This window comes from Limnothrix sp. PR1529, from assembly GCF_002742025.1.
Classification (GTDB): Bacteria; Cyanobacteriota; Cyanobacteriia; order CACIAM-69d; family CACIAM-69d; genus CACIAM-69d.
This window is the reverse complement of record NZ_LIRO01000137.1, coordinates 1-25,259: the sequence shown is the minus strand read 5'-3', so window position 1 is coordinate 25,259 and position 25,259 is coordinate 1. Positions and strand designations below refer to the sequence as shown.

Sequence of the window (25,259 nt, the reverse complement as noted above, 5' to 3'; positions counted from 1 at the left end):
GGGGCCACCACTGCGGGGCGGGCCGGTTCCGGAGCCGCCGGCCGGCTGGGACTCGGATCGCTGGTGCTGCTGGGCGCAGTGGAGCGATTGGGGCGCGGTTCCCGATCAGCGGGAGCCGGGGCGGCAGGTGCGGCCGCTGGGGAAGAGGCCGCGGGTGCGGGGCTGGCCGGTTGTTCCGCCGTGCGTTCTGGGGCCCGTTCCGTGGGGCGATCGGCTGTGGGGGCAGGCTGTTCCGTGGGGCGATCGGCGGCCCGTTGCCGTTCCGCCTGTTCCGCGACCTGGCGACGTTCGGACTCCTCGCGACGACGGGCCTCGTTAGCCCGTTGGAACCGCGATCCCTCCTCTTCGTAGGTGACGCGCATGGGGCGGCGCAGGCCCCCTTCGGGCACGGTTTGCGGGTCAAAGCGCCATTGCCGCATCGCTTCTAGGGTTTCGCGATCGACCGCCGGGTTGCCGCTGGATTGGCGCAACCGTACCTCCACGCTGCCATCGGGCCGAATCCGCAAATCCACACGGGGACTGGCTTCCGTGCCCCGATAGCGCGGTAGGGGACAACTCACGCATTGGGGCTGGCCGGGCGATCGCGCGGGGGCGGGTGGCGGACTCGGCGGCGGGCTGGTCACGGGCGGCCCCTCCAGCGTGCCGGCCGGTTCCCCATCGCTCGATCCCGTGCCCTCGGGATCGCCATCCAGTGCGCCCGAGGTGAATCCGGTGGCTTGGCTGGCATTGCCGAACCCGTCCCCTGTGCCGTTGGGATCGCTAATCGGGCCGGTACCCGTGGCCATGGCTGGCGCATCTCCCGTGGGGCTGGTGCCGGGGGCGATCGGGTCGAGATCGCCCGTGGGATTGGGGTTGCGAGTGGGCGCATCTTCGCCCGCTTTCAAAGGAGCCTGACTCTGAGGAGCCAACGGAACCCGATCGCGCTGCGGATTGGTTACGGGGTCGGTCGGAGTAGGCGTGGCCAAGGGTTCCGACGGGCGATCGGGCGTGAGGTTGGAAATGGTCACTTCCATTTCGCTGTCGGTGGTGACCGGGCGATCGCTCCACCAGTTACGGACTTGCCACCCCCAGGCCAACCCATGCAGGGCGATCGACCCGCAAACGCTGCCAAACAGAAACCGTTTCAGCCACCGAGATTCTTTTTGGCGCTGCTGACCAATCAGTTGCGAGCTGTCCATAGGCGGATTTAAACCATCAAGCTATCAGGCAAAAACAGGTGAGCAATTCCTTAGGGCTGGGTGGGTTTTTGGGTGGCGATCGCCAGTTTGGCCCCCTCCACTTGGCGCACCCGATCCATCACCGCCACCACGCGATCGTGGGTCACAGAACCATCAGCATTCAGGACAATTGTTAAATCCTGTCCCGACTGCTGAAGCCCTCGAATGGCTGTGCTTAAAGACTCGATCGCCACGGGGGTTTTGTTCAGAAATAAACCGCCCTGCGGATCGAGGGTCACCGTGGCTCGAATCACCTTTTGGGGCTTGGCTGATTGGGCTTTTGGCAAGTTCACCGCCAACCCTTCAAATCGCCCCAAAAAGAGCGTAGACATAATGAAAAAGGTCAAAATTGCGAAGATCACATCGATCATCGGCACAATTTCAATCCGAGGCGGCAAATCCGGTTCATCAATGGTTCGCCTGCGCATAGGTTGCTCCTCCCGTTTGTTTGGCTTGCATTTTTTTCAAATAGCGCCGATGCCGCAATTCCAGTTCCGCTGAATATTCCTGAATCAGGGCAATTTGCCGCAGATAAAAGCCTCGGAACGTGTTAGCAAAAAACAGCGTGAACAACGCCACCACCAAACCAAACGCCGTAGAAACCAAGGCTTCGCTAATTCCCGAGGTGACTGCGGTGGTTTTTGCACCGCCCACATCGCCCAAATTCAGGGAGCTAAAGGATTGAATCAAGCCCAACACCGTCCCCAACAATCCCAACAACGGCGACAGGGTAATGATCGTGTCAAAAATGTTGTTAAAGCGCTTTAAAACGGGGATTTCCGCTTGGGTTGCCCCATCGATCGCCAGGGCAATTTCATCGGGTTCCGCCTCATCCAAGGAAGCCGCCGCCAGGAAAATGCGCCCCAAGGGTAAATCCACATTGCGCTTGAGTTTTTCCACCGCCAGCAGCGGATCAAATTCATAGAGATCCAGCACTTCCCGAATCGCTTTGGTTTGCCGACGATTCACCCGAAACCAAAACACCACACGCTCAATGATTAGAGCGATCGCCAACACTGAAAACAACGTGAGGGGAACCGCAACTGCTCCCGCCGCCACCAAAATTTCACCCAGTTTTTGCATCGTTCCTTCAACCATCTTGTTTGTTAATAACCTACGAGAAAATGCCCATTAATCAATCGCCAATCAATTGCTCATCTCCTGATCTGAGTTGATTGCTATTGGAGGCATGGTTCAAAATGAAAAAGAGAGTGAACCCTTAATCGTGAATGGTGCGCCGTAGTAAACCCGCAGATCACTTTCGGCCGCCTCGAAGTAATCAATATCAAAGAGGTTTTCGATATTGATGGCGGCCCGGAAATTCTCTCGTTGATAAAACAGCGAGAGATCAGTACGGGTATAGCTGGGAACCTCAAAGGAGTTGGCTAAATCGCCAGCGCGATCGCCCACATGGAACAGCCCCAAACCCAAACCCAAGCCCTTGAGAGATCCCTCCTGAATCTCATAACTAGTCCACAGACTGGCGGTATGTTTGGGCACATTGTTGATGCGATTACCCACATCTAAGGTGTTGTCTTCGGTGATTTCAGCATCGGTGTAGGCATAGCCCCCGGCAATTTTCCAACCCGGCAAAATTTCCCCCACCACGTTGAATTCCACCCCTTGGCTGCGCTGTTCTCCGGTTTGGATCGAGAAGTTGGGATCCTCTGGATCAGCGGTCAAAACATTCGATCGCGTGATGTGATACCAAGCCAAGGTGGTGGATAGTTTGCGATCGAACCAATCTGCTTTGATGCCAATTTCGTATTGAGTGCCGCGCTCCGGCTCAAATAGGGTGCTATCTAGACCTGTTCCCACCACCTGCAAAAACGAGCGGCTATAGCTGCCATAGAGCGACAGATTTTCGGTGGGTTGATAGACCAAGCCAATGCGAGGGCTAAAGGCTTCATTTTGCTGGAAGGAATTCTCTCCTTCAGCGCGATCGATGGTTTGGCTGACAATATCAAATCGCCCACCCAACAAAATTTGCAGTTTGGGAGTGAGTTCTACCCGATCTTGTAGATAGATTCCCAAAGAATCGGTAGTGATCGGTTCTCGAGAATATTCAGCAATCAGTTCTCCCCGAGGTTGACCATAAACCGGATTAAACAGGTCGATCGAGCTGAGGGCATATTGCTTATTCGATGCCCCATAAACATCTCGGTTTAGCTCCACCCCAAACAGCAGCTCATGGGCGATCGAACCAGTTTTGAAATTACCTACCACATGGGTATCCAAGAGGTAGTTATCTTGGGATTGATCATCCGTGCTGAATAACCCCCGCTCCAAGGTGCGTTCATCCTCACCCAAAGCTGATGCAAACAGGGAATTTTGGGGAACCCGTAGGCGAGTGGTTTGGAAGGAATTGCGCAGTTGCCAATTGGGGCTGAAACGGTGTTCTAGGTTGTAGCCCAAGCGCAAGGCATAGCGATTATTGCTATCTAGATCTTCATCTGGCTCCCCAATAAATAAACTGCGGGGTAAGTTGCCATTGATGTTGTCTAAAATTGTGCCTTTGGCGGGTAAACCACGCGCGTTGGGCTGCTCCCCAACGGTGTATTCCCCTTCCAAGGTGAGCTTGGTGCGATCGCTAATTTGCCAACTTAAAACCGGGGCGATCGAGTAGGTTTGGCGATCGAAAAAGTCAATAAACGTATCGGTGGTGGAGGCTCCGGCCGTGAGTCGATAGCGCAAGGTGCGATCGCGATTCAGCGGCCCGGTGAAATCGATCGCCCCTTCATAGGTGTCAAAATTGCCCACCAACCCCGTGATCGTGTAGCGCGGTTCCGCCAGCGGTTGCTTGGTCACAATGTTGACCGTGCCGCCGGGGCCCCCTTGGCTAAACAGCGCTCCGGCTGGCCCCTTCAACACTTCGATGCGATCGATGTTTGAAAGGGCAATGCGGGAGGTGACGTTCGTGTCGTCGCGCAGACCGTTGCGGATGATGTTGCGGCCCGTGAAGCCCCGGATTGTAAAGCCCTCGAACGGTGAGTAGGAGGGGTTATCGGGCGTGACCCCAGCCACGGTGCGCAGGGCCTCGTTGACGCTTTGCACCTGGCGATCGCGCAGGAGTTCTGCGGGGACAACCTGCACTGAAAAGGGCAAATCGAGGTTGTCGGTGTTGGTGCGGCTGCCCACGGAAGCGCTGGGCACGTGATATCCCGGGGCCCGATCGCCCGTCACCACCAGCTCTTCGGCCGGTTCGATCGCCTCGGGATTCAGCGTGTAGGCCAACCCATCGGCCACCAACGCCACTTCACGGCGCGGCAACCCCGCCGCCCCCGTCACCATCACCTGCACCCCGCCCGCTGCCCGTTGCACCAACCGAATTTCCGCAATATCCGCCGTGGGGTTGGCCGCCTGGAACGTTGCCCCATCGGGCAAAGCCAGCATCGCATTCGGCAGTTCCGCCAGTAGTTGGTTGCCCTCAGCCCGAAACCGGGTGGCATCAATCGCCAGGGGCTGCCCCCCAGCCGTCGTCAGCACAATGTCCAGCCCCGTTTCCGTTGGCTCCAAGGTCACCCCGGTAATCCGCGCGGGATCCGACGCAGCCTGGGCCAACCAATCGGCAACGGAGGTGCTGGGTTGCGAAAACTCCGCCACACTCAGGATCTCGGGCGATTCCGAGGGTTCCACAGCCCCAGCCAGGCCGGGCAGCAACCCCACACAAGCCCCCCAAATTCCCCAAGCCAGCTTTAGATTCATCGATCGCACCACTCCCCTCGCACCAGTCAGCGTGACGATGGAGCACCATCGCCGAATCACTCAGTTGAGAACTACTTTCAATTAACAAGCGAGATGATCTTACGGTGTCATTTCCCGAAAATGGGGAACAAAAGTTTGCTGAAACGGAATTTTTCTTTGGCGAAACGGAATTTTTAGTGAAATTGGGGCCAAGAGGCGATCGCGCGGCAGCCCATCGATCGCCCCTTGACCCTCGGCCGGCCCTCAGTTTCAGCCTTGTCGCTGGAACGATCGGGGACTGAGGCCAAATTTTTTGCGAAATGCCGTACTGAAAGCGCAAAGGTTGGTGTAGCCCACTCGCCGGGCCACTTCCGTCACAGACCACTGGCGATCGAGCAACCAACGGCGGGCTTGCTCCATGCGGTAATCGTGTAAATAGCCAAAGACGGTTTTGCCAAACACCTGCTTAAACTGCCGCTTCAGGGTGCAGTCATTTAGCCCCACCTGTCGCGCCAAATCCGTCAAGGACGGGGGAGTCTGGAACCGTTGCAGCAAAATATCCCGCGCTTGGTAAATCCGATCGAGGTCAGATCCCTTCAGGGGCAGCGAGCGATCGGCGATGGGTCGATCGGCTCCCCCTTGGTCTTCCGCTTGAGCTAACCACAGGGTCAACAGTTCCACAAACTTACTTTCCAAATACATCTGCCTCATCGCGCCGTGGTGGGGGCAATGGAGCATCTGTTGCAGCACCACTTGCATCGCAGGCGTGATTAGGGTCAATGGATCGGTGGAATCGGGAGAATCTTGGAAATCGGGGGAATCTTGGGAATTGAAGGGGTGGGCCATCTGGCGGCTGGCTTGCCACAAGTCCCGCCAGTCACCGTCAGAGATGCCAGGAGCCATGTCAGATAAGTGATTTTTGGTGAAATTTAGGAATGGAATTATTAGGAATTGCTAGCAGTTTCAAAAGTTGGCATTTATTTTAAATGCAAATGACTTTCAAAAAGTGTCGCAGTCAACAACCGGATGCACCCGATCGGGTGAGCGGGGTTGCGGCGGAAACAGGGAAAAGGCGGCAGAACGGCGGGAAATTGGGGCGATCGAGCAGTTCTAGGTTGGCGCTGGATTGGCGCTCTGGGTTAACCCTCGGTCAACAGGTGGTTGACGGCCGCTTGGAAGCGATCGAGCGGAATCCAAATCCCATCAGCCCCGGGATCCGAGAAGCGATAGTTCAAAATCGCCTCCGGATCGGGGTAGTGATCTAGGGGTTCACCCACCAGGTGATAGTGCGCTAGGCCAATCAGGTCGGCAATTTCCCAAAAATAGCTGGGCACATAGCGCGGTGAAAACAGTTCCAGGACGATCGTGCCCGGTTGGCAAAAAACCAGATTGGTGAGGCCAGCTCCGTGGGGCGCAATCACCACCTTGGCTTGGGCCAAAAGGGAAACCTGTTGGGCAAAGGACAGACTTTCCAGCAGCACGATTTTGAATCCATGCTGACGCACCAACCAATCACTGAGTTGGCGATCGTCCACGACACGGCGATATTTGGCCCAATCACGACTGATGTAGAGCCGATCGTGCGGGGCCATGGACTGGATAATGGCAGGTCGCAAAAACAGTTGCCGCAGGGTGTCGCAAATCCAAGGCGTGGCCCGATCGACCCGAGAAGGTACCACCAACCGATCGGCCACAATATGGCGATCGTCTGGATTGCTAATAATCAGCTTTTGGGGCGGAATGCCCAACAGTTCCAGGGTTTCCGTTTGGTAGCGATATTCCTGTTCATTCACCGCCACATAGTCAAACTGATCCAACGTCCAGCCCGCATCGGCCAACAGCCGCAACCGCGACAGGAGATTCAGCAACCAGTGACAAAACATTGACCCCCCCGCCACCGACAACAGGGCCACGGTTCCCGCCACCCGGCGCGGCGGCGGCAATTGCTCCGACAGGGCCACCAACTCCACACTCCCGAGGGAGAGTTCCTGAACCAATGCGCCCGTTTCGGTAAAAATGGCGCTGGTGTAATGATCCGTCCAGGCTCGGCCCTGAGGCAGGGTGACCACAAAGGTGGGATCAACTTCGTATTCAGTGGCGCAAAGGTCGGGATGGGGCGGCTCTCCGAGGGGCGACCGGGAAGCCTTGAGCTGCACCCGATCGGCCGGGTCGATCGGGCAATAGTCCAAGGTGGCGGCGGGCAATTCCTGGGGCACTTGCTGACGATCGGCCAGCACCAGGGAGCGCGGAACCCACTTGCGCCCACAGGACAGGGCATCCTCAAAACGGCCAGCCCGTTGGAGCAACCGAAACAGGTGATCGTAGGGTCGGCGGTAGGTGGGGTTGCGATACAAGGCCTGAAGATAGGCGGCCAGGGCCCGATCGACCCGCTCCGGTTCCAAGGCTGGGTCGGGACAGTCTCGCCACCAATCGCCCAGGGCCGTCCAAGCCGTCAGGGAATTGTGATCCAGGGCGATCGCCTCCTCCAAGGCCAGGCGGGCCCCCAGCCAACAGTCCTGATCGCGCAGCCACAGGGCCAGTTGGTGATGGGCGTGGGCTTGCTGCTCGATCGCGCAGGTTGGCAGCAGGTGATATTCCTGGTAGGCCAAGTCCGCGTCTTCCCAACCGGCACAAAGGGCCTGATGCAAAAACGCCCACAGGGCCGGCACTCGTCGCCCCAACATTGCCAGTGCGGCTCCCAGTTGGCCATAGCACGCCGCTGCTTCTGGCCCGATCGGTTGCTGGCGCAGGGTCGATCGCAACTCAGCCACCCTGGCCAGGGCCGCTGGCTGCGGGTCAAGATCAGCCGAAGACCAGGAAACTGGGAGTTGGGAAGGCGACAAGCTCAAAATCAAAACCCTCGATCGCGCGATCGGCTGTGGGGGATGCCCGTTCACCCAAACCATGCCCCAGGGCCGACTCATGCCTTGGGCATTCCTAACGGGTTGCTTCAGCGCATATTTCCGCTTCAAGACCGAGGGGATGGACACATCATCCAAGGCGTAAGTCAGGAAACCGGCTTGGGCTTATCTATTGGCTATAAGTCTATTGGCTACAAGATTATGCAGGAAAAACTATGCAGGAAAAACACGGCGGTCGTCGCCGCGATCGAACCCCGTGAGAATTTTGCAGTGTTCAAAGCATCTAAATCTTGAGCGCCCAATCTTGAGCACCCAATTCTCAACACCCAATCTTCAACACTAATCCTCGCTCAGACACCAAACCAAAAAAGCCAATCCCCCAAAGGCCGCCAACCAACCGGGCAACGGCAGCACCCAAGCCACCCAGCCGCGCACAACGGCCACAAAAGCCCCCACCACAGTCCAGTCCAAAAACAACAGCAGGGCCACCGCCCCGATCGCCCCCAAAATTAACGGCATCTTTGTCTCCGTGGAACTGCCACAGTCGGATCAAAAATAGGTCGAAACGGCGGGCCAAGGTCGCACCGCTGAGAATAGGTTGAATAGTACCCATTCAGCCTGCGATTGGAGACCTTGAGCCGTGAAACCTGCCCTGATTTTGACCTTAGGTTGTGCCATGGTGAGCTGCTGGGCCACCCGCGCGATCGCCCAGACTTCCATTGATGGGGACTTGACCCTTTCCAACGGCAACCCCAAAGGTTCCCTCACCGGCACGGCGATCGGCTCCCATGACTTGCCCTCCACTGTTCTGGGGCGATCGACCGACCAGGCGGGCCACGATTGCCTTGGCTTCAGCTCCCTGAGTCCCAATCACCGCCTGACCCTGCAAACCCCGATCGCCAACTTGACCCTCAGCGTCAACAGCGGCCAAGACGACACCACCTTGGCCGTGCGCGGCCCCAATGGGCTGCTCCTGTGTGGCGATGACACCGTGGGCACGGCTTCCGCCCAAGTGACTGCCCCCCAGTGGCCGGCTGGTACCTACGAGGTTTGGGTTGGAACCTTCAAACCCGGGATGCGCAGCCCCTACCGGTTAACGGCAGAGTGAGTGCATTTTTAGGGCATCTCTGGGGCATCTCTGGGGCATTTCTGGGGCATCTTCCGCGCAAATCTGCACAAATCTATGGAAACCCCGATCGTTCTCTCCGCTTTTCCCTCTCATCGCCTAGGGTAAAACTGGCCCCAGTCCCCCGGTTTGGTTAACTTGAAGCCCAAAATTGGATCCCAAATTCCTGCAATCCTCCCAGACTCCCACCCCGTACTCCATAGACGGCAAGCTCGGTTCGGCCGTATTCTAAGAAGCTGTGAAAAAATACTCAGTTTTTCCGCTTAACAAATCCCCCTAATCTCGTCTGCCGATCCATGGTTGTCACCGAAGATTTGACCAGTTCCCCGCCTCCCCCACAACCGTCCCCCTTCACGATCACAACCCCCCTCTATTACGTCAACGCATTACCCCACATCGGTAGTGCCTACACCACGATGGCGGTGGATGCGGTGGGCCGTTTTTATCGGTTACAGGGGCACCCGGTGCTAATGATTACCGGCACCGATGAGCATGGCCAAAAAATCGAGCGGACAGCCCAGGAACGCAACAAAAACCCTCAGGAACACTGTGATGAAATTGTCCAGGGTTTTGCCGATCTTTGGCAAAAGCTGAATATCCGTTACGATCGCTTCATTCGGACAACGGACGAGCGGCATCGCGCCATTGTGGTGGAATTTTTTGAGCGCGTTTGGGCTGCGGGGGACATTTATTCTGGAAAGCAACAGGGGTGGTACTGCGTTTCCTGCGAAGAGTTTAAGGAAGAGCGGGAGCTAACGGAGGATCATCATTGCCTGGTGCATCCCAACAAGCAGGCTGAGTGGCGCGATGAGGAAAATTATTTTTTCCGGCTCTCCAAATATCAGACAGCGCTGCAGCAATTTTATGGAGACCATCCGGAGTTTATTCAACCGGAAAGTCGCCGTAATGAGGTGTTGGCATTTGTGGAGCGGGGGCTGCAAGATTTCTCCATTTCACGGGTCAATATTGACTGGGGATTCGCGCTGCCCAATGATCCCAAGCACACGCTTTATGTCTGGTTTGATGCGCTGTTGGGCTACGTGACGGCACTGTTGGAACCCGGTGAAGCCCCGACGCTGGAGAATGCCCTGAGGCATTGGTGGCCAATCAGTACCCACGTGATTGGTAAGGATATCCTGAGGTTTCATGCCATTTATTGGCCAGCAATGTTAATGTCGGCTGGGTTACCGATTCCCCAACGGTTGTTTGGTCATGGCTTCTTAACGAAAGATGGCCAAAAGATGGGCAAAACGCTGGGGAATACGATCGATCCGGTGGCGTTGATCGATCGTTATGGTAGCGATGCGGTTCGTTACTACTTTCTCAAGGAAATTGAGTTTGGCCGCGATGGGGACTTCAATGAAACGCGGTTTATTAATATCGTGAATGCGGACTTGGCGAATGATTTGGGAAATTTGCTGAACCGAACCCTCAAGATGGCCCACAAGTATTGCGAGGGTCGGGTGCCGTCGGTGACGGTGGCGGAAACGGATCCGTTGCGCCAATTAGGCACGACGTTGGGCGATCGCGCAGGGCGGGCCTATCGGGCCATGGCGCTGCACGAGGCCTGTCAGTCGGTGCTGATGTTGGCTCAAACGGGCAACAAGTACTTAGACGAGCAGGCTCCCTGGACCAAGTTCAAACAGGGCGATCGGGCGGCTGTGGAAGCAATCCTGTATGCGGTGTTGGAGTCGGTGCGGTTGGCGGCCTATTGGCTGTCCCCGATCGTGCCTCAACTGAGCAGCCGGATTTATGGCCAATTGGGGTTTGCGGTGGATTTCGATCGCGTGGATGCGGATCCGTCCCTGCGGGAGCAATTGGGGGGGCATGGCCATTGGGGTGGCCTACCGACAGGGCAAGGGCTGGCGGAACCGCAACCTGTGTTCCAAAAGCTGGAAATGCCGCAGTAACTTGCGAGCACCGATTGCACTGGAATTGACCACCGGAGCGATCGGGTTATCGTGAAGGGAGTTGCTAGAACTCTCCTGAAAAGTCCCGAGCTTTTGATGATCTTTTTCTTTCTTTTTGCTCTTTAAGAACCTTTGAAACCTTTTTCGATGGGCTGGCGATCAAGCGGGTTCCATCTCCTTCTTTAAACGACGAGGCATAACAATCATGAATAGCAACATGGAGCGAGATCCGATCTTTACGCCAGAGCAAGTTCTGGAAAATCGAGGGCGGGTGGCCATCTTTATTGATGGCTCGAATTTGTTCTATGCGGCGCTGCAATTGGGCATTGAAATCGACTACACCAAACTGCTTTGCCGCCTGACTGCCGGATCGCGGCTGTTGCGATCGTTCTTTTACACCGGGGTCGATCGCACCAATGAAAAGCAACAGGGCTTTTTGTTGTGGATGCGCCGCAATGGTTATCGGGTGGTGGCCAAGGACTTGGTGCAACTCCCCGATGGGTCTAAAAAGGCCAACCTCGATGTGGAAATCGCCGTGGACATGATGGCGCTGGTGGGTTCCTATGACACGGCCATTTTGGTCAGTGGCGATGGGGATTTAGCCTATGCGGTGGATGCGGTTAGCTATCGCGGGGCCCGGGTGGAAGTGGTCAGCTTGCGATCAATGACCAGCGACAATTTAATCAACGTGGCCGATCGCTATATTGATTTGGATGCCATCAAGGACGACATCAAAAAAAGCCCCCGCCAAGGCTACACCTACCATCCCTTACCCCATGCGGATGAAGAGCGTTTAGAGAAAGAGAGCTAAGCTTGCGCCCCATTGCAACCCCCAGTTGCGATGCCCGTGGCAGCCCGCTGGGGCCCAGCCCCGCAAGAAACTGACCTTGGCAATCCCGTCCCTGCCCGTTCGCCTTTAGAATTGCGGTTGACGATCGCGGTTTTTCGATCCCCAGCGATCGCCCATGGGCTAGCCCCCTCGGCCACGATCGAGCCGAATTCAACCCCAACGAATTCAGCCGGATCCAACCCAGAATCCAACCTAGGGGCCAACCCAAGATCAGACTCAGGATCAACCGCTGCTGCACCTATGAGCTTTCCAACTCGCGCTATTCGGGGACTGGTCGCCCTTGCACTGATTGCCGGCCTGAGCACGGCCTGTGGCAATCGCAACCGAGGGGAGGAACGAATTGCCGCCGACACGAAGGCCGCAGAGGATTTCCAAGGAGACTTGGTGTTTGACAACTTGACCCTGAACCGAGCAGACAAGCAGGGGCAGGTGTTGTGGGAAGTGCGGGCCAACCAGGCACGCTATTCTCGCGATCGCAAGCTGGCCAAACTGTCAGACGTGAAGGGCAAACTGTTCCAGGATGGCAAGGTGGTCTATGAGATCACGGCCAAACAGGGGGAAGTGGAACAAAACGGGCAAGTTTTGAAGGTTTCCGGCAACTTACGCGCCAAGGATTTGCGGGAAAAGATGGAATTCCAAGGCGGTTCTGCAACTTGGGAACCCGCAAAGTTCCAACTGCAAATGAAGGGCGGAGTAACGCTGAATCATCCCCAAGCCAAGATCCAATCCCAGGAGGCGGTGGCGTTTAGTCGCGATCGCCGGGTAGAGATGGTGCAGGCGGTGAAGCTGGTCTCCAAAGATCGCCAGATGAAGTTGGACAGCGATCGGCTGATTTGGCAAATGAAGGCCGATGAGCTACAGGCGATCGGTAAGGTGGTGGCCACCGGCAGCAAGCCCGAGATGAAGCTGACGACCGATCGACTGGTTTGGCAACGCAAAAAACAAGTCAGCGAGGCGATCGGGAATGTGGTCGCCGTCCAGAACAAGGGAGCCAACCGGCTGACGGCCGATCGGGTGTTGTGGCAAATGAAAGACCAAGTGGCCCAGGCAGAGGGCAAGGCCGTTGCCACCGGCCAAAACCCGCCGATGCAACTGCGGGCCGATCGAATCATTTGGCAAATGAAAGACCAAGTAGCCCAGGCGATCGGCAACGTGGTGGGGGTGCGCCAGGATCCCGCCGTGCGTGTGCAATCCCAGCGGGTGGTGTGGCAACAGAAACCGCAACTGGTCAGCAGCGACACCCGCACCATCATCGAGCGGTTTAACTGTGCGGGTGGTCGCTGTGTCATTTCCGATCGGGCCGTGGGCAACTTGGTAGATGTGAGCTTGAAGGATCGTGTTGCCTTTTTGCGTAACCAAGCCCAAGTCAGCACCGGCAATCCTGGGGTAGACGTGGCCAGCGATTCCCTGATTTGGCAATTCCAAGCCCAGTCCCTGACGGCCGATCGCCCCGTGACGGTCTACGAACGACAACAGCAGGTGGTGTTAAACGCCGATCGGGGATTCATGGATCTCAAAAACCAAAATGCCGAAATGTTGGGCAATGTGCGCGGTGTGTCCCGCCTCCGCAGCGCCAACCTCAGCAGCGATCGGCTGATTTGGTCCATGCGCGATCAGCAACTCCAAGCCTTTGGCAATGTGTTTTATCAACAGGCCAACCCCTTCCTCATTTCCCGGGGTAACTACGGCGTGGGTTCCATGAAAGACGGCGCAATCTTCCTGCAATCCGGGGGCAACAGCCGCGCCCGATCGACCTTCTTCCCGGAAAATCTCCAGGCCGCCGCTTCCCCTGCACCCGCGCCCAGTCCCGTCGTTGGTGCGCCCGCGCCGGGGCCCGCTGCCACGCCCGTGGGCCCGCCGCCAATTCCCAGCACCTTGCCGCCAATTCCGCCGGCCCTGTTGGGGACAGAAACCGGCATTTTTGAAGATCCGTTCTCGAACCTGTTTGGCCCCTAGGATCGATCCGCAGAATCCACCATCCTGGGTTTGATCGCCCGTTCAGGATCCACGAAATCTCAGGCGGGCCCATCCTCAGCCCGATCGCCCGATCGATCCACCAGCTCCCGCAACCTACCCAGCTCCCGCAACAGCACCGTTGTGGCCAACTGTTGCTGCTGAATGGTCATCATCACCAGGCCGGTTAAAAGACCCACGTAGAAATTTTCAGCACCAAACCCAAAGCCCACCCCCAAAGACAAAGCCACCAGTAGCCCCATGGCAAACTCCCGCCGGTCTTCAGGGGTCGCCAACTGCCAAATTTGCAAAGGATTGGTGGTGCGGTTCATAGCTGTTCGGAAACTGAATGGTGTTCGGAAACTGAACTGTTGATTAATCCTGAAACGGTAAATAACGCGATCAACCCATCTCAAGCAACCATCAAACATCCAGCAGCCCAGACAGCCAGACACTCAGCCGTTGATTCACCCCCCGGCGCTGAATCCCCCAATCAAGCCACGACCGAGGATTCAGCGCCCTGATTGAACGCTGATGGCCGCCTACTGCAAAGAAGCCACAAACTTATCCAGTCGATCCATACCCCGCAAAATCGTATCCAGATCCGTTGCATAGGACAGGCGGAAGTTGGCATCTGAGCCAAAGGGCAAGCCGGGAATCGTGGCCACTTGGAACTCCTCCAAGAGGCGCTGGCAAAACTCGATCGACCCGAGGCCCAACTGCGCAATATTCGGGAACAGATAAAACGCACCTTCCGGCTCTGAGCAGGTGATCCCCGGCAAGGCCCGAATCCGTTCCAACATCACCGATCGCCGTTTCGTGAAGGCCGCCAACATTTCCGCCACACAGTCTTGGGACTCTTCCAGGGCCGCCACTGCCCCAAACTGGGCAAAGGTACAAACATTGGAAGTGGCATGGCCCTGAATGGTGGCCACGGCGTTAATGAGGGCATGGGGCCCCGCCAGGTAGCCCACCCGCCAGCCGGTCATGGAATAGGCCTTGGCGAACCCGTTACAAACCAGGGTGCGATCGAACATGCCCTCCACGGCCGCAATGCTCAGGTGCTCGGCCCCGTCGTAGAGAATTTTTTCGTAAATTTCATCGGACACCACCGCAATGTCCGCTTCGATCACCACCTGGGCGATCGCCCGAATTTCGTCGGGGCTGTAAACCTTGCCCGTGGGGTTTGATGGCGAATTCATCACCAGCAGCTTGGTGCGCGGCGTAATCACCGATCGCAACTGTTCCGGCGTAATCTTGTAGCCCGTCTCCTCGGTAGTGGGCACAATCACCGGCTTGCCCCCCGCCAGCACCACCATCTCCGGATAGCTGAGCCAGTAGGGCGCGGGAATAATCACCTCATCGCCCGCCTCAATCATCGCCATCATCAAACCGTAGAGGGCATGTTTGCCCCCGTTGGTGACAATCACCTGCTCCGGTTCATAGGGCAATCGGTTATCACGGTTCAACTTCTGGGCGATCGCCTGGCGCAGGGCCGGTTCCCCAGCCGCCGGGCCATAGCGAGTTTTGCCTTCATCCAAAGCCTTTTGGGCTGCCGCCACCACATGGGCCGGAGTGGGGAAGTCTGGCTCCCCGGCGCTGAAGCTACAGACATCCAGGCCGCTCGCTTTCATGGCCTTCGCCTTGGCAGTGATGGCGAGCGTGATGGAGGGGGTGACTTGTCCGACCCGCGCCGCTAGTTTCATGTTTCTCGGAAGTTCACATTAGGGATGACTGCCAGATCAGGCGTTGCCAAGGTTGCCGGTCGGCAGCGCTACAAGCTCGTGGCTGGCGTTAATGGTCTAGTCTCTCAGGGAACTGTAGCCTGCGTCAAAATCAATTGCTACCGTTTTAAAGAAGTTTTGGGGCCATGATTGGCCCTTGGCATTTTGGAAATTGCAGAGTTCAGCCAACATGGAAAATGTTTGAGCGTATTCCATGCGCTCTTGTCGCTCGTCCCAAGCTTGCATCCGTAACTCTTGCTCAGGCGTTGGATAGAAACAATACCAATCAGCCTTTTCAGGCTTTTCAGCCATGACCTTACATTTCAATCCTTACATTTCAATCGATATATCGATATAGCGTAGGATGTCGAGCAAGGAGCCGTGGCATGAGCTTATCTGTTGAAAAATCGGAGGGGGGAATTGGGACGGGTGGTCGATCGATGCTGGTCGATCGCATTGCCTCACCCCTATCCCGCACCCTGACCACGGTGGTTGTTCCCACCACGATCGCCCTGTTAGCCATGGGGCTAATTTCCGGCAATCTCTGGCTGGGGTTAATGGGTGGCTTGGGAGCCTTGGGCACGGGTCTGTGGTTGCTCACGCCGTTTCGCAGCCAGCTCTGGACTCAACTGATCCCCGTCTCCTGGCGCGTGCCGATCGCGGGGGCCTTGGGGTCGATCATTGGGGTCTTTGGGTTGCTGCTGTTGTGGGGCACGGAGCGATCGCAAGGGGAACAGGGAACCCGCCTCAGCATCAATTGGGATGCGGTGGGAGCCATCAGCGAAGCCCTGGGAGCCTTGGGCCAAATTGCGATCGCCGTGTTGGCGGTCTATGTGGCCTGGCAACAATACGTGCTCTCGCGGGATTTAACCATTCAGCAAAACCGGATTACCCAACAGCAAACCATCGATGCCTATTTCCAAGGCGTGTCCGACTTGGCCTTGGATGAGCAGGGTTTTTTGGAAGATTGGCCCCAAGAACGGGCGATCGCGGAAGGCCGCACCGCCGCCATCCTGGGCAGTGTGGATGCGGAGGGCAAGGCCAAAATTGTGCGCTTTTTGTCCCAAGCCAAGCTGGTTACGCCCCTCAAGCGCGATCGCCTGCTGGGTCGGCCCATCTTGGACGGTTCCGGCGGTTATGAAGAAGATCGGGCCCGGGGTGTGCGGGTTATTGACCTGGGCGTGATGTTGGCGGGGGCCGACCTTCAGGGCACGGATCTGCGCTGGGTTGACCTGGGGGAAACGAACCTGGTGCGAGCCGACCTCAGCGGTTGCAACTTAACCCGGGCCAACCTCAGCCGCACGATTCTATTTGAGGCCAATTTGCGGGGAGCCGACTTGAAGGGAGTCAGGCTGTTTTATGGCAACTTGGAAACCACCACGCCCCGATCGCGCGAGGACGACGAAGCCAACTACCAAACCGGCGAAGGCACAGGAGCCGTCATTGAAAATGCCGACTTGAGCGGCGTGGTTGATCTTTCCGAGGCCGATCGGGTCTATTGCTGCATGTGGGGCGGGGAACGCACACGCGGCACAATTCCCGGCGGCTGCGAAGGGATTGAAAACAAGCTCGGGCGCTAGGCCCAGCAAAGAACCAGCCTAGAATGGAAACAGTCCCGTCTGGTCCATCTCCCGGTCAACCTCAAGGTCAAGCCATAGGATGTTTTGAGTTTTGCAATCGCCGTTTGAACTACCGCCCACCCCAGATCCCCAACCCAATCGGAACCGATCGCGCCGGCCCGGCCGTCCTCCGGCTCGATCGCGCCGGCCGGGCCCTTGGGGTTGGCTTGTCGCCCTGTTGCGGCTGGCCCTGCTGTTGGGACTGGGGATTGCAGGGGTTTTGGGCGGGGTAGCTGCCGCTCGCTGGGTTCCGGGAACGATCACCAGCACCCCACCGTTGGAATTGGCCCTGCGCCAGTTGGATCAATGGTTAACCCGTTGGCCCCGATCGCCCGGCCCGCTCACCTTACCCACAGTCCCCATTCCCAGCCCCAGACCAACCCTGAGTGCATCGCCGGTTCCAACCACCCCCCTCAGCCCCGATCGACGCAAGGCCCTGCAAACCCAACTGCAAGCCCTCGAAGCGGATCTGAACGCCCTGATTGGGGAGGCCACGGCCATTGAAGGGGAGTTGGGCAATCGCAATCCCACGGGGCCGATCGAGCAACGGGTGCAGGCGATCGCCCAAGCCCTGAACAGCACGGGAGCCAATCCCCGCAGCCCGTCATCTCCTACCCAGAGCGTCCCGACCCAAACCACCCCCACCCAAACCGCCGGCCGCCTCACCATCGCTCTCCCGACGGATTTGTTGTTTCAGGACAATCACAGCAACCTGCAACCGGCAGCCGGAGCCATTCTGGATACCATTGCCGCCGACTTGCAAAACTACCCAGGCGCAACCGTGCGCATTGCCGGCCACAGCGACGCGATCGGGGATCCGGTGGCCAACCGAGAATTAACCCTGCGCCGGGCCAAGGCCGTGGGTCAATACCTGGCCGATCGGCTCACGGGCCCCTACCGTTGGGTTACGGCCGGCTTCGGGGCCAGTCGGCCCCTCACGCCTGACCCGGATCCCGCCAGCCAGCAACGCAATCGACGAATTGAAATTGTGATTGAACCGTTGATGAACCCCTGATCGGCACCCCCGATCGGCATCCCGGATCGGCCCGCTGGTCACGGTGTTTGGCTTGCGTTGGGTTCAGTCTCGATCGCCCCTCCGACCGTTTTGTTTTTCCTATCACCATGCGGCTTGTCTTTTTCGGTACTCCCACCTTTGCGGTTCCCAGTTTGCAGCGCCTGATCAATGAGCCAGATTTTGAAGTCTTGGCCGTGGTGACCCAACCCGATCGACGGCGGGGACGGGGCAGCGACCTGATTCCTTCCCCGGTGAAGCAACTGGCCCTGGCGGCGGGCATTCCGGTTTGGCAGCCCGATCGGGTCAAAAAAGATCCCGAAACCCTCGATCGCCTGCGTGCCACCCAAGCCGATGCCTTTGTGGTGGTGGCCTATGGACAACTGCTGTCGGCGGAAATGTTGGCCATGCCCCGGTTGGGTTGCATCAATGGCCATGGCTCCATCCTGCCGGCCTATCGCGGCGCGGCCCCGATTCAGCGGTGCTTGCAAGCGGGCGATCGCCTCACGGGCATTGTCACCATGCTGATGGATGAAGGGATGGACACGGGCCCGATGTTGCTGCGGGGCGACACCCCGATCGACCTCCTCGACAACGCCCAAAGCTTGGCGGAACGGTTGGCAGCGATCGCGGCGGATCTGTTGCCCCCCACCCTGCACGGTTTGGCCGATGGATCGCTGCAACCCCAAGCCCAACCGGCCGGAGCCACCCACGCCCCACCAATCAAAAAAGAGGAATGGGCGATCGACTGGTCGCATTCGGCCTTGGCCATCCATAACCAAGTGCGGGCCATGATCCCCAACGGCCACAGCCAGTTGCGCGGCAACGGCCTGAAGCTATTGGAAACGGCCCCTTTGGGTGCAGCATTTTGGTCTCAATTACCCGAGAGTTTTGGTTCCCTCGCCGCCCAATGGGAGAATTTACAGGCCCAGTGGCAGGCGATCGCGGGGCCACCCGGAACGATCGTTGGCATTCTCAAGGGATGGGGGCCCGTGGTGCGCACTGGGCAAGATTACTTGTTGTTGCGCCAATTGGTACCTGCGGGCAAACGGCCGCAAGCTGGCTGGGACTTTGCCAACGGCCTGCACCTGCAACCCGGCGAATGTTTAGGCCCCGATGCTTGAGTTTGGGTGCGATCGATCAATCGCCTCGGCTGCAATTTCGGCCCCAATTTGGCCTCACCCAATTTGGCCTTACCCAAGTTGGCTTCAGCCTCAAATGCTGATTACCCCCTTGCTTGCGCCTCGGCCTTAGAGGAGAGCACGATTGAGACCAACCGCCCCCGAGTCGCCACCCCAGGTTCGATCGCAGACCACCGCTCCTTCGGCGGGCGGCGGTTGGGCGGTCTCCCTGCGGTGGCTGATCATTGTGCCGTTCGTGATCCAATTGGTGCTGGTGGTGGGGGCGATCGCCTACTTAGCCCTCCGCAGCAATCGCACCGTTGCCACCGAAAACACCAAGCAACTGCTGCAAATGAGCAGCCAGCAGGCCCATTTACAACTCACCAACCTTTTTCGTACCTACAACACCGTTGCCCAACTGCAAACCAATGACTTCCTGACGGGGCAATGGCCCCAAGAGGATTGGCGGGCGATCGAACAATACCTCTGGCGACGGTTGCGGGAGTTTCCCGACTTGGGCCAGTTGGTTTATAGCGATCCCCAGGGCAATTTGCGCGGGGTGTCGCGGTTAGGGGGGTGGCGGCGCTTTGCCAACGGTCAAAGTCATAACCAAAGTGTCTGGCAATGGTCCGTGAGCGATCGGGGACATCCAGCGGGCCGCCCTCGGCTCTATTGGACCAGCGAACCCCAATCCCAGGCTTGGTTTAATGCGGCGGTGGGGGTTGGCCAGCCCACCTGGAGCAGCTTGGATCAGCGCCAGCAAAACCGCAACTGGCAATGGAGCGCCGATTGGGTGATGCACTATGCCTGGCCGCTGTATGACGATCGCTCCGGCCGGTTGTTGGGGGTGTTTAGCGCCAACTTGAACCTGATGGCCGTGGGGCAATTGCTGCGATCGATTCCCCTACCGCCTCAGGGGCAGGTTTTTGTGTTCACCGATGAAGGGACGGTGGTAGCCACCTCCAGCGATCAGTTGCCCTATCGGGTGGAGCAGCGGGGCGAACTGAATCAACTGCACCCCTTGTCCTTGCAGAGCTTCCCCGATCGCGCCATCCAAAGCGCGGGCTACTACCTGCTCGATCGGTTCGGAGGATTTCGCTATCTGCCCGATCGCTCCAGCCAGCTCTATCAATTTCACGGCAAGCGCTACCTGCTGCACCTCAAGCGCTGCAACCACCCCACGACCCCCGATTGGTGGATTGCGGTGTTGGTTCCCGAATCGGCCTTTCTGAGCGATGTGCAAGAAACCGCCGAAATTATGTTGCTGTTGGCCGGCACGGCGCTGCTGTTGGCCATGGGGATTGGGTGGTGGACGGTGCAGCAGGTTTTGCGACCCCTGGAGCAACTGAACCAAGCCACCCGCGCCGCCGCCCGCATCCAGTTTCAGCCCGTAGACAGCAACACGGGGGTGCAAGAGTTTGATGCCTTGGCCCAAACCTTCAACGCCATGGCGGCCACCCTGCGTTTGTCCTTCAGCGCCCTCCAAGACAGCAAAAGTCACTTAACCCAAGTGCTGGAGTCGCTGCCGATGGGGGTGTTGGTTTTGAGCCAAGACGGTTCCTTGCAGTACGTTAATTCCGTGGCGGGGGGCCTCTTGCAACTGCCGATCGGGCTGCAACCGTTGGGGCGCACCTGCGAAACCTTGCATCACCGTCTGTTCTTGGCCGGTAGTGAGGCCCCGTTTCCCATGCAACAGTTACCGGGAGTCCTGGCCCTGGAGGGAAAAACCGTTGCGCCCACGCGGCTGGATGTGCAGCAAACCCACGGCCGCCGCCTGCCCTTGGAGGTGTTGGCCGTGCCGCTGTTTGACAGTGAGCAGGCCGTGACCGGGGCGATCGTGGTGTTACAGGACATCACCGATCGCAAGGTGACTGAGGAATTGTTGGTGAGCTACAACCAAAACCTGGAACGACAGGTTTCGGAGCGGACGGCGGCCTTGGCGGTGGCGAATCACCACCTGGCGGCGGCCCGGGATGCGGCGGAACAGGCCAACCGGGCCAAGACAGTCTTTTTGGCCAATGTGACCCATGAGTTGCGCACGCCGCTCCACGCCATCTTGGGATTTGGGCAACTGTTGCGATCGCGCGTTTTGGGTCTGATTTCCGCCCCCATGGATCCGGCCCTGGAACATCTGGACGCGATCGCCCGCAATGGTTCCTACCTGCTGCAACTGATTGATGATTTGCTCTCGATCGCCCGTGTGGAAACGGATCATCTGGAACTGGAGCCGATCGATTTTGACCTGTTGGCCCTGCTGAACGACTTGCATGAAATTTTTGAGATGCGATCGCGCAGTGCCCGTCTCCATTTCCAAATGGTCGTGGCGGGCACGATTCCCCATTGGGTGAAAGGTGATGGCCGGCGGTTGCGGCAAATTTTAACCAACTTGCTCGATAACGCCTTCAAATTCGTTGGGATGCCCGGTCAAGTCACTCTCTCCGTTGATTTAGGCGAAGGTGATCTGCTTGTTTTTGAAATTAGCAACACCGGAGAAGGCATTCACCCCGAGGAAATGCCTGACATCTTTGAACCCTTTGTGCAGGCCAAGGCTGGCCGTCGCCTGCGCCAAGGCACGGGATTGGGCTTGGCGATCGGGCAGCGGCTGGCCCTGCTGATGGGCGGTTCTCTGGTGGCGGAAAGTCGTCCGGGCATCCTGACCATTTTTCGGCTGCAAGTGCCCTTGCCCCGCCTGGATGGCCTGTTGGCGCATCCGGAGCCACCGGTTCGTAAACCCCTGGCCCTGCTGGAGGCTGCGTCGCCCGAACCCTGGATTGGGCGCTTGTTAATTGTGGATCCCCTGCGCGATCGGGGCCAGGCCTATGTGAACTATCTGAAGCAGGTGGGTTTGGAAAGCCAATGTGTTCATCACGGGTGGGATGCCTTGCGCCAATGGACTTCCTGGCAACCGCGACTGCTGTGGGTGGATCTGCGGCTACCGGACGGGGAAGGGCTGGCCACGGTTCGCCGCATCCGGGCGATCGAGCGCAAGAACCTGGTGCATCGTCCCTGTGCGATTGTGGCCATTGCCCCCAGTCCCCAAGATCACCATTGTTTGCAAGAGCTGGACTGCACCTTGCTGCCCAATTCGCCCCCGCTCTGTCCGCTGCTGTTGGATCTGATTCGCGGCCTGCTGGCTCCCCAGGGCCCCATTTGCCCGATCGCCGTGCCCGTGGCTCCGCATTCAGTGCCCGATGGCCAACCCAGCCTGAACCTACGCGATCGGTTTGCGGAACTACCGATCGAGTGGCGCTTGGCGTTGGACTTAGCCGCCCGCAGCGCCGATGAAGATCAGGTGCGCACGCTGCTCACGGAGTTACCGCCCGACTATCACGACCTCTGCCAGGAGATCGAGGACTTGCTAGAAAATTTCCAATTAGAACAAATTGCCGATTTGGCGCAACCGCCAACCTTCGCTCCTTAACGGCGCGATCGCCCGGATTGCCTAGATTGCCTAGCCCGTGACACTACTCAGCAGTTCCAGCAAACCGCTTTCCTGTAAGGTTTGGCCAATTTGCTCGGACATTTGCCGACAATGATTATTTTGCTGAAGAGCCAGCTCTTCATTCTTGACAATCAGGTTTAAGCGAGTGCGATTGCGAACTTCATCGGCGCGATCGATCACCAATTCCACCGTCACCAAACGGTAATAGGACACTTTGCCCGGTCGTTCACGCGCAAGGAGATAATCAACGGTTTTGTGGACGACGTTGAGACCGCAATCGGTCAGCGAGGGTTCAAGCTGGCCAAGCAGTTGATCTGACGGCTGTGAGAAGGAAAATAGACAGGTATAACGAGCCATGAAGATTCGATTGCGTGAAACTGCGTAGAACCGCGTCCAACCCTATAATACCCAAGCGCTTTTGCTCTCGACTGTGGACTTGGGGCCCGGAACCAAGGGATCGTTAGCAAAACAGAACCAGATCCCAAGGGTTTTGCTTAGGGAAGCTGGCGATGGGGACGGAAACAGTTGTTATGGAATTGGACACCATGCCGCGATCGGGTCTGTCACCACTGGATTTATCACCGACAGTTCCGACAAATCCGGGCCGGTTGGTCACCTTTGAAGGAATTGACGGCGCAGGCAAAACCACCCAACTGGAGCAGGCGGTGGATTGGCTCAAGGCCAGCGGCATTCTGGGCGATCGCCCCTTGGTGGTGACGCGGGAGCCGGGAGGCACGGCCTTGGGTCAACAAATTCGCCATTTGCTCCTGTCGGGCGATTGGGAGGTAGCCGATCGCACAGAGCTGTTACTTTACGCGGCCGATCGGGCCCAGCATGTGGCGCAGGTGCTGCAACCGGCCTTGGCCGCCGGGGCGTTGGTGGTGAGCGATCGATTTGTGGACTCCACCGTGGCCTATCAAGGTTTTGGCCGCCAGCAGGATTTAATCCTGATTGAAACCCTGAATCGAATTGCCACGGCGGGCTTAGCCAGTGACTTAACCCTGTGGTTCGATGCCTCGATCGACTGTTGCTTGGCCCGGCGGGCGGCGCGGCGGGGCCCGGCCGATCGCCTAGAACGCAGTGCGATCGAGTTCCATGAACGGGTGCGATCAGGGTTTGCAGCCTTGGCTACTCAGGATCCCGATCGAGTGGTGCGAATCGCGGCCGATGGAGACCTGGCCGCCACCTTTGCCCAAACCCAAGCGGTGTTGACCGAATGCTTGGCCCGTTGGTGGCCGGTTCCAGTGCAGCCCGCGTTCTAATCGAACAGCCAGGGGAATGCAGGTTGTTCATGCAGGTCATTGCGGCCGAGATCACAGGACGGGAACAAGGGGCCATGGGGATGGAGGCCGGTTAGATGCTGGAGCCAGCGACGATTCGGGCTGGGTTTGGGCCCCTGGTGGGCCAAGATTCGGTCATTGATTTTTTGACGATGGCGATCGCCCGCGATCGAATTGCGCCGGCCTATCTGTTTGCCGGGCCCGATGGGGTGGGGCGCAAGCTGGCGGCAGAATGCTTTGGCCAATGGATTCTTTGTCCGCCCGATCGCCCGGAATTGGCCGCCAGTTTGGGACGACGGGTACGCGAGCGAATGCACCCCGACCTGATTTGGCTGGAGCCAACCTACCTCGATCGGGGACAACTGATTTCCATCAGCCAAGCCCAAGCCAGCGGTCTGGAAAAGAAAACACCGCCCCAAGTTCGCCTAGAACAAATTCGCCAATTGGCCACCAGCCTCGGCCGGCCACCCATGGAAGCGCCCCGATCGTTTGTGGTGATTGAAGCGGCCCAAACCATGGCCGAAGGGGCCGCCAATGCCCTTTTAAAAACCCTCGAAGAACCGGGCCGCGCCACCATCATTCTGTTGGCTCCTGGCCCCGAAGCGATTTTGCCCACCTTGGTTTCCCGTTGTGCGCGGGTTTCCTTTCGCCGGTTGGCTCCCTCGGAGTTGATCCAAGTGCTCGATCGGGCGGGCCATGGCGACTTGCGCAACGCTCCCGAAGTGTTGGCCTTGGCCCAGGGCTGTCCCGGCCAGGCGATCGCCCATTGGCAACGGTTGCAAACCCTGCCGCAGGACTTGCTCATGGCCCTGCGCCAACCGCCCCAGTCTGCCTTTGCCGCCCTGGATTTGGCCCGGCAGCTTGATAAGGCGATCGACCTGGAGCAGCAACTGTGGCTCGTGAACTATTTGCAACAAACCTGGTGGCAACAGGGCGATCGGCCTTGGCCCCAGCGCGATCAAACCCTGCGCCGTTTGGAAGCCCTCCGCAAGCAACTGATGGGCTATGTGCAACCTCGCTTGGCCTGGGAAGTGGCCCTGATGGAACTGGCCCAAGGAGCCTAATTTCAGAACAGCATTCACGCCGACTTTTGAGGAGCGGCCTAGAATGGCCGTAACAGCCCGATCGCCCACTGCTGAACCCGATTGCCGACCCCCAAGTCGCCCCCAAATCACCACCATCGAATGATCCGGGTTTCCATCCCCCCACCCAGAACAAGAGTTCAAGAGCCATTGCGCTAACAGTTTCCAGTGCGGTTCCAGGCTGGCTATGGGCCTTGCGTTTGCACCGCCTCAGGAGGTTTTGTCACCATGTCCGATCGTCCCCGTCGCAATCTACCCATCAGTCTTGTGGCCGCCGTTGGTTCAACGGCCGTGGCGGTGGGGGCCGGCGTTGCCTGGTGGAACGCTTCCATGGCCCCGGCCCCAACCCCCAGCCCTTCCGCCGCACCAACCATCCCC

The 25,259-nt window shown here is 58.2% G+C and carries 21 protein-coding genes; 10 read left to right on the top strand and 11 right to left on the bottom strand.

All coding sequences use genetic code 11. The features are described from left to right. The 7 genes from AMR42_RS18835 to AMR42_RS18800 all read right to left on the bottom strand — a co-directional run. On the bottom strand, positions 1-1,178 hold a 1,178-nt coding region (locus tag AMR42_RS18835), incomplete at its 3' end, for a TonB family protein (protein ID WP_143473187.1). Between the two features lie 50 nt (positions 1,179-1,228). Continuing rightward, positions 1,229-1,645 carry a biopolymer transporter ExbD gene (locus AMR42_RS18830; RefSeq protein ID WP_099535325.1) on the bottom strand — a complete coding sequence of 139 codons (417 nt, stop codon included), beginning with the start codon at positions 1,643-1,645 and terminating at the stop codon, positions 1,229-1,231. Continuing rightward, complete coding sequence (locus tag AMR42_RS18825) at positions 1,626-2,300, bottom strand: MotA/TolQ/ExbB proton channel family protein (RefSeq protein WP_099535329.1); 675 nt, start codon at positions 2,298-2,300, stop codon at positions 1,626-1,628. Before AMR42_RS18825 ends, AMR42_RS18830 begins: the two co-directional genes overlap by 20 nt. 111 nt (positions 2,301-2,411) lie before the next feature. Then, the gene (locus AMR42_RS18820; protein ID WP_099535323.1) at positions 2,412-4,922 is read right to left on the bottom strand and encodes a TonB-dependent siderophore receptor; all 2,511 of its coding nucleotides are present in this window, start codon (positions 4,920-4,922) and stop codon (positions 2,412-2,414) included. Positions 4,923-5,171: 249 nt separating this feature from the next. Further along, positions 5,172-5,804, bottom strand: coding sequence for an AraC family transcriptional regulator (locus tag AMR42_RS18815; RefSeq protein WP_099535321.1), 633 nt, complete (start codon positions 5,802-5,804; stop codon positions 5,172-5,174). 236 nt (positions 5,805-6,040) lie between these two features. After that, the gene (locus AMR42_RS18810) at positions 6,041-7,891 is read right to left on the bottom strand and encodes a glycosyltransferase family 61 protein (protein WP_234407101.1); all 1,851 of its coding nucleotides are present in this window, start codon (positions 7,889-7,891) and stop codon (positions 6,041-6,043) included. 210 nt (positions 7,892-8,101) lie between these two features. After that, the gene (locus AMR42_RS18800; protein WP_099535315.1) at positions 8,102-8,281 is read right to left on the bottom strand and encodes a hypothetical protein; all 180 of its coding nucleotides are present in this window, start codon (positions 8,279-8,281) and stop codon (positions 8,102-8,104) included. Positions 8,282-8,402: 121 nt separating this feature from the next. On the opposite strand from AMR42_RS18800, the gene AMR42_RS18795 reads away from it, so the two are divergent. The 4 genes from AMR42_RS18795 (at position 8,403) to lptC (ending at position 13,604) form a co-directional block, all read left to right on the top strand. Continuing rightward, on the top strand, positions 8,403-8,870 hold the full coding sequence (locus tag AMR42_RS18795; protein ID WP_099535313.1) for a hypothetical protein: 468 nt from the start codon (positions 8,403-8,405) through the stop codon (positions 8,868-8,870). Between the two features lie 314 nt (positions 8,871-9,184). Continuing rightward, positions 9,185-10,798 (top strand): methionine--tRNA ligase, encoded by a 1,614-nt coding sequence (gene metG, locus AMR42_RS18790; protein ID WP_099535311.1) that lies wholly within the window; start codon positions 9,185-9,187, stop codon positions 10,796-10,798. A gap of 205 nt (positions 10,799-11,003) precedes the next feature. Further along, positions 11,004-11,609 (top strand): NYN domain-containing protein, encoded by a 606-nt coding sequence (locus tag AMR42_RS18785; protein ID WP_099535309.1) that lies wholly within the window; start codon positions 11,004-11,006, stop codon positions 11,607-11,609. Between the two features lie 279 nt (positions 11,610-11,888). Then, entirely contained in the window at positions 11,889-13,604 is a 1,716-nt protein-coding gene (gene lptC / locus AMR42_RS18780) for an LPS export ABC transporter periplasmic protein LptC (protein WP_158234545.1), read from the top strand. Positions 13,605-13,663: 59 nt separating this feature from the next. Here lptC and AMR42_RS18775 read toward each other — a convergent pair whose 3' ends face one another. The 3 genes from AMR42_RS18775 to AMR42_RS18765 all read right to left on the bottom strand — a co-directional run bounded on the left by AMR42_RS18775 (position 13,664) and on the right by AMR42_RS18765 (position 15,637). Beyond that, a complete protein-coding gene (locus AMR42_RS18775; RefSeq protein ID WP_099535305.1) occupies positions 13,664-13,933 on the bottom strand; it encodes a hypothetical protein in 270 nt (89 codons plus the stop codon). Between the two features lie 210 nt (positions 13,934-14,143). Beyond that, positions 14,144-15,307: a pyridoxal phosphate-dependent aminotransferase gene (locus AMR42_RS18770; RefSeq protein WP_099535303.1), complete on the bottom strand. Its 1,164-nt coding sequence runs from the start codon at positions 15,305-15,307 to the stop codon at positions 14,144-14,146. Between the two features lie 96 nt (positions 15,308-15,403). Next, complete coding sequence (locus tag AMR42_RS18765) at positions 15,404-15,637, bottom strand: hypothetical protein (RefSeq protein WP_099535301.1); 234 nt, start codon at positions 15,635-15,637, stop codon at positions 15,404-15,406. Between the two features lie 74 nt (positions 15,638-15,711). Between AMR42_RS18765 and AMR42_RS18760 the strand changes: the two genes are divergently transcribed. The 4 genes from AMR42_RS18760 to AMR42_RS18745 all read left to right on the top strand — a co-directional run bounded on the left by AMR42_RS18760 (position 15,712) and on the right by AMR42_RS18745 (position 22,498). Continuing rightward, on the top strand, positions 15,712-16,905 hold the full coding sequence (locus tag AMR42_RS18760; protein ID WP_099535299.1) for a pentapeptide repeat-containing protein: 1,194 nt from the start codon (positions 15,712-15,714) through the stop codon (positions 16,903-16,905). A 91-nt stretch (positions 16,906-16,996) separates the two neighbouring features. Then, the gene (locus tag AMR42_RS18755) at positions 16,997-17,959 is read left to right on the top strand and encodes an OmpA family protein (protein ID WP_099535297.1); all 963 of its coding nucleotides are present in this window, start codon (positions 16,997-16,999) and stop codon (positions 17,957-17,959) included. A 107-nt stretch (positions 17,960-18,066) separates the two neighbouring features. Continuing rightward, positions 18,067-19,080 carry a methionyl-tRNA formyltransferase gene (gene fmt / locus AMR42_RS18750; protein ID WP_099535296.1) on the top strand — a complete coding sequence of 338 codons (1,014 nt, stop codon included), beginning with the start codon at positions 18,067-18,069 and terminating at the stop codon, positions 19,078-19,080. A 142-nt stretch (positions 19,081-19,222) separates the two neighbouring features. After that, complete coding sequence (locus tag AMR42_RS18745) at positions 19,223-22,498, top strand: ATP-binding protein (RefSeq protein WP_099535294.1); 3,276 nt, start codon at positions 19,223-19,225, stop codon at positions 22,496-22,498. 30 nt (positions 22,499-22,528) lie between these two features. Here the strand turns inward: AMR42_RS18745 and AMR42_RS18740 are convergent, their stop codons facing one another. Further along, a complete protein-coding gene (locus AMR42_RS18740; RefSeq protein ID WP_099535292.1) occupies positions 22,529-22,876 on the bottom strand; it encodes a hypothetical protein in 348 nt (115 codons plus the stop codon). Positions 22,877-23,028: 152 nt separating this feature from the next. Here AMR42_RS18740 and tmk point away from each other — a divergent pair, with 152 nt between their 5' ends. Both tmk and AMR42_RS18730 read left to right on the top strand, forming a co-directional pair. Beyond that, on the top strand, positions 23,029-23,781 hold the full coding sequence (gene tmk / locus AMR42_RS18735) for a dTMP kinase (RefSeq protein ID WP_234407099.1): 753 nt from the start codon (positions 23,029-23,031) through the stop codon (positions 23,779-23,781). Positions 23,782-23,876: 95 nt separating this feature from the next. After that, positions 23,877-24,863, top strand: coding sequence for a DNA polymerase III subunit delta' (locus AMR42_RS18730; RefSeq protein ID WP_099535290.1), 987 nt, complete (start codon positions 23,877-23,879; stop codon positions 24,861-24,863). Positions 24,864-25,259: the final 396 nt, after the last annotated feature.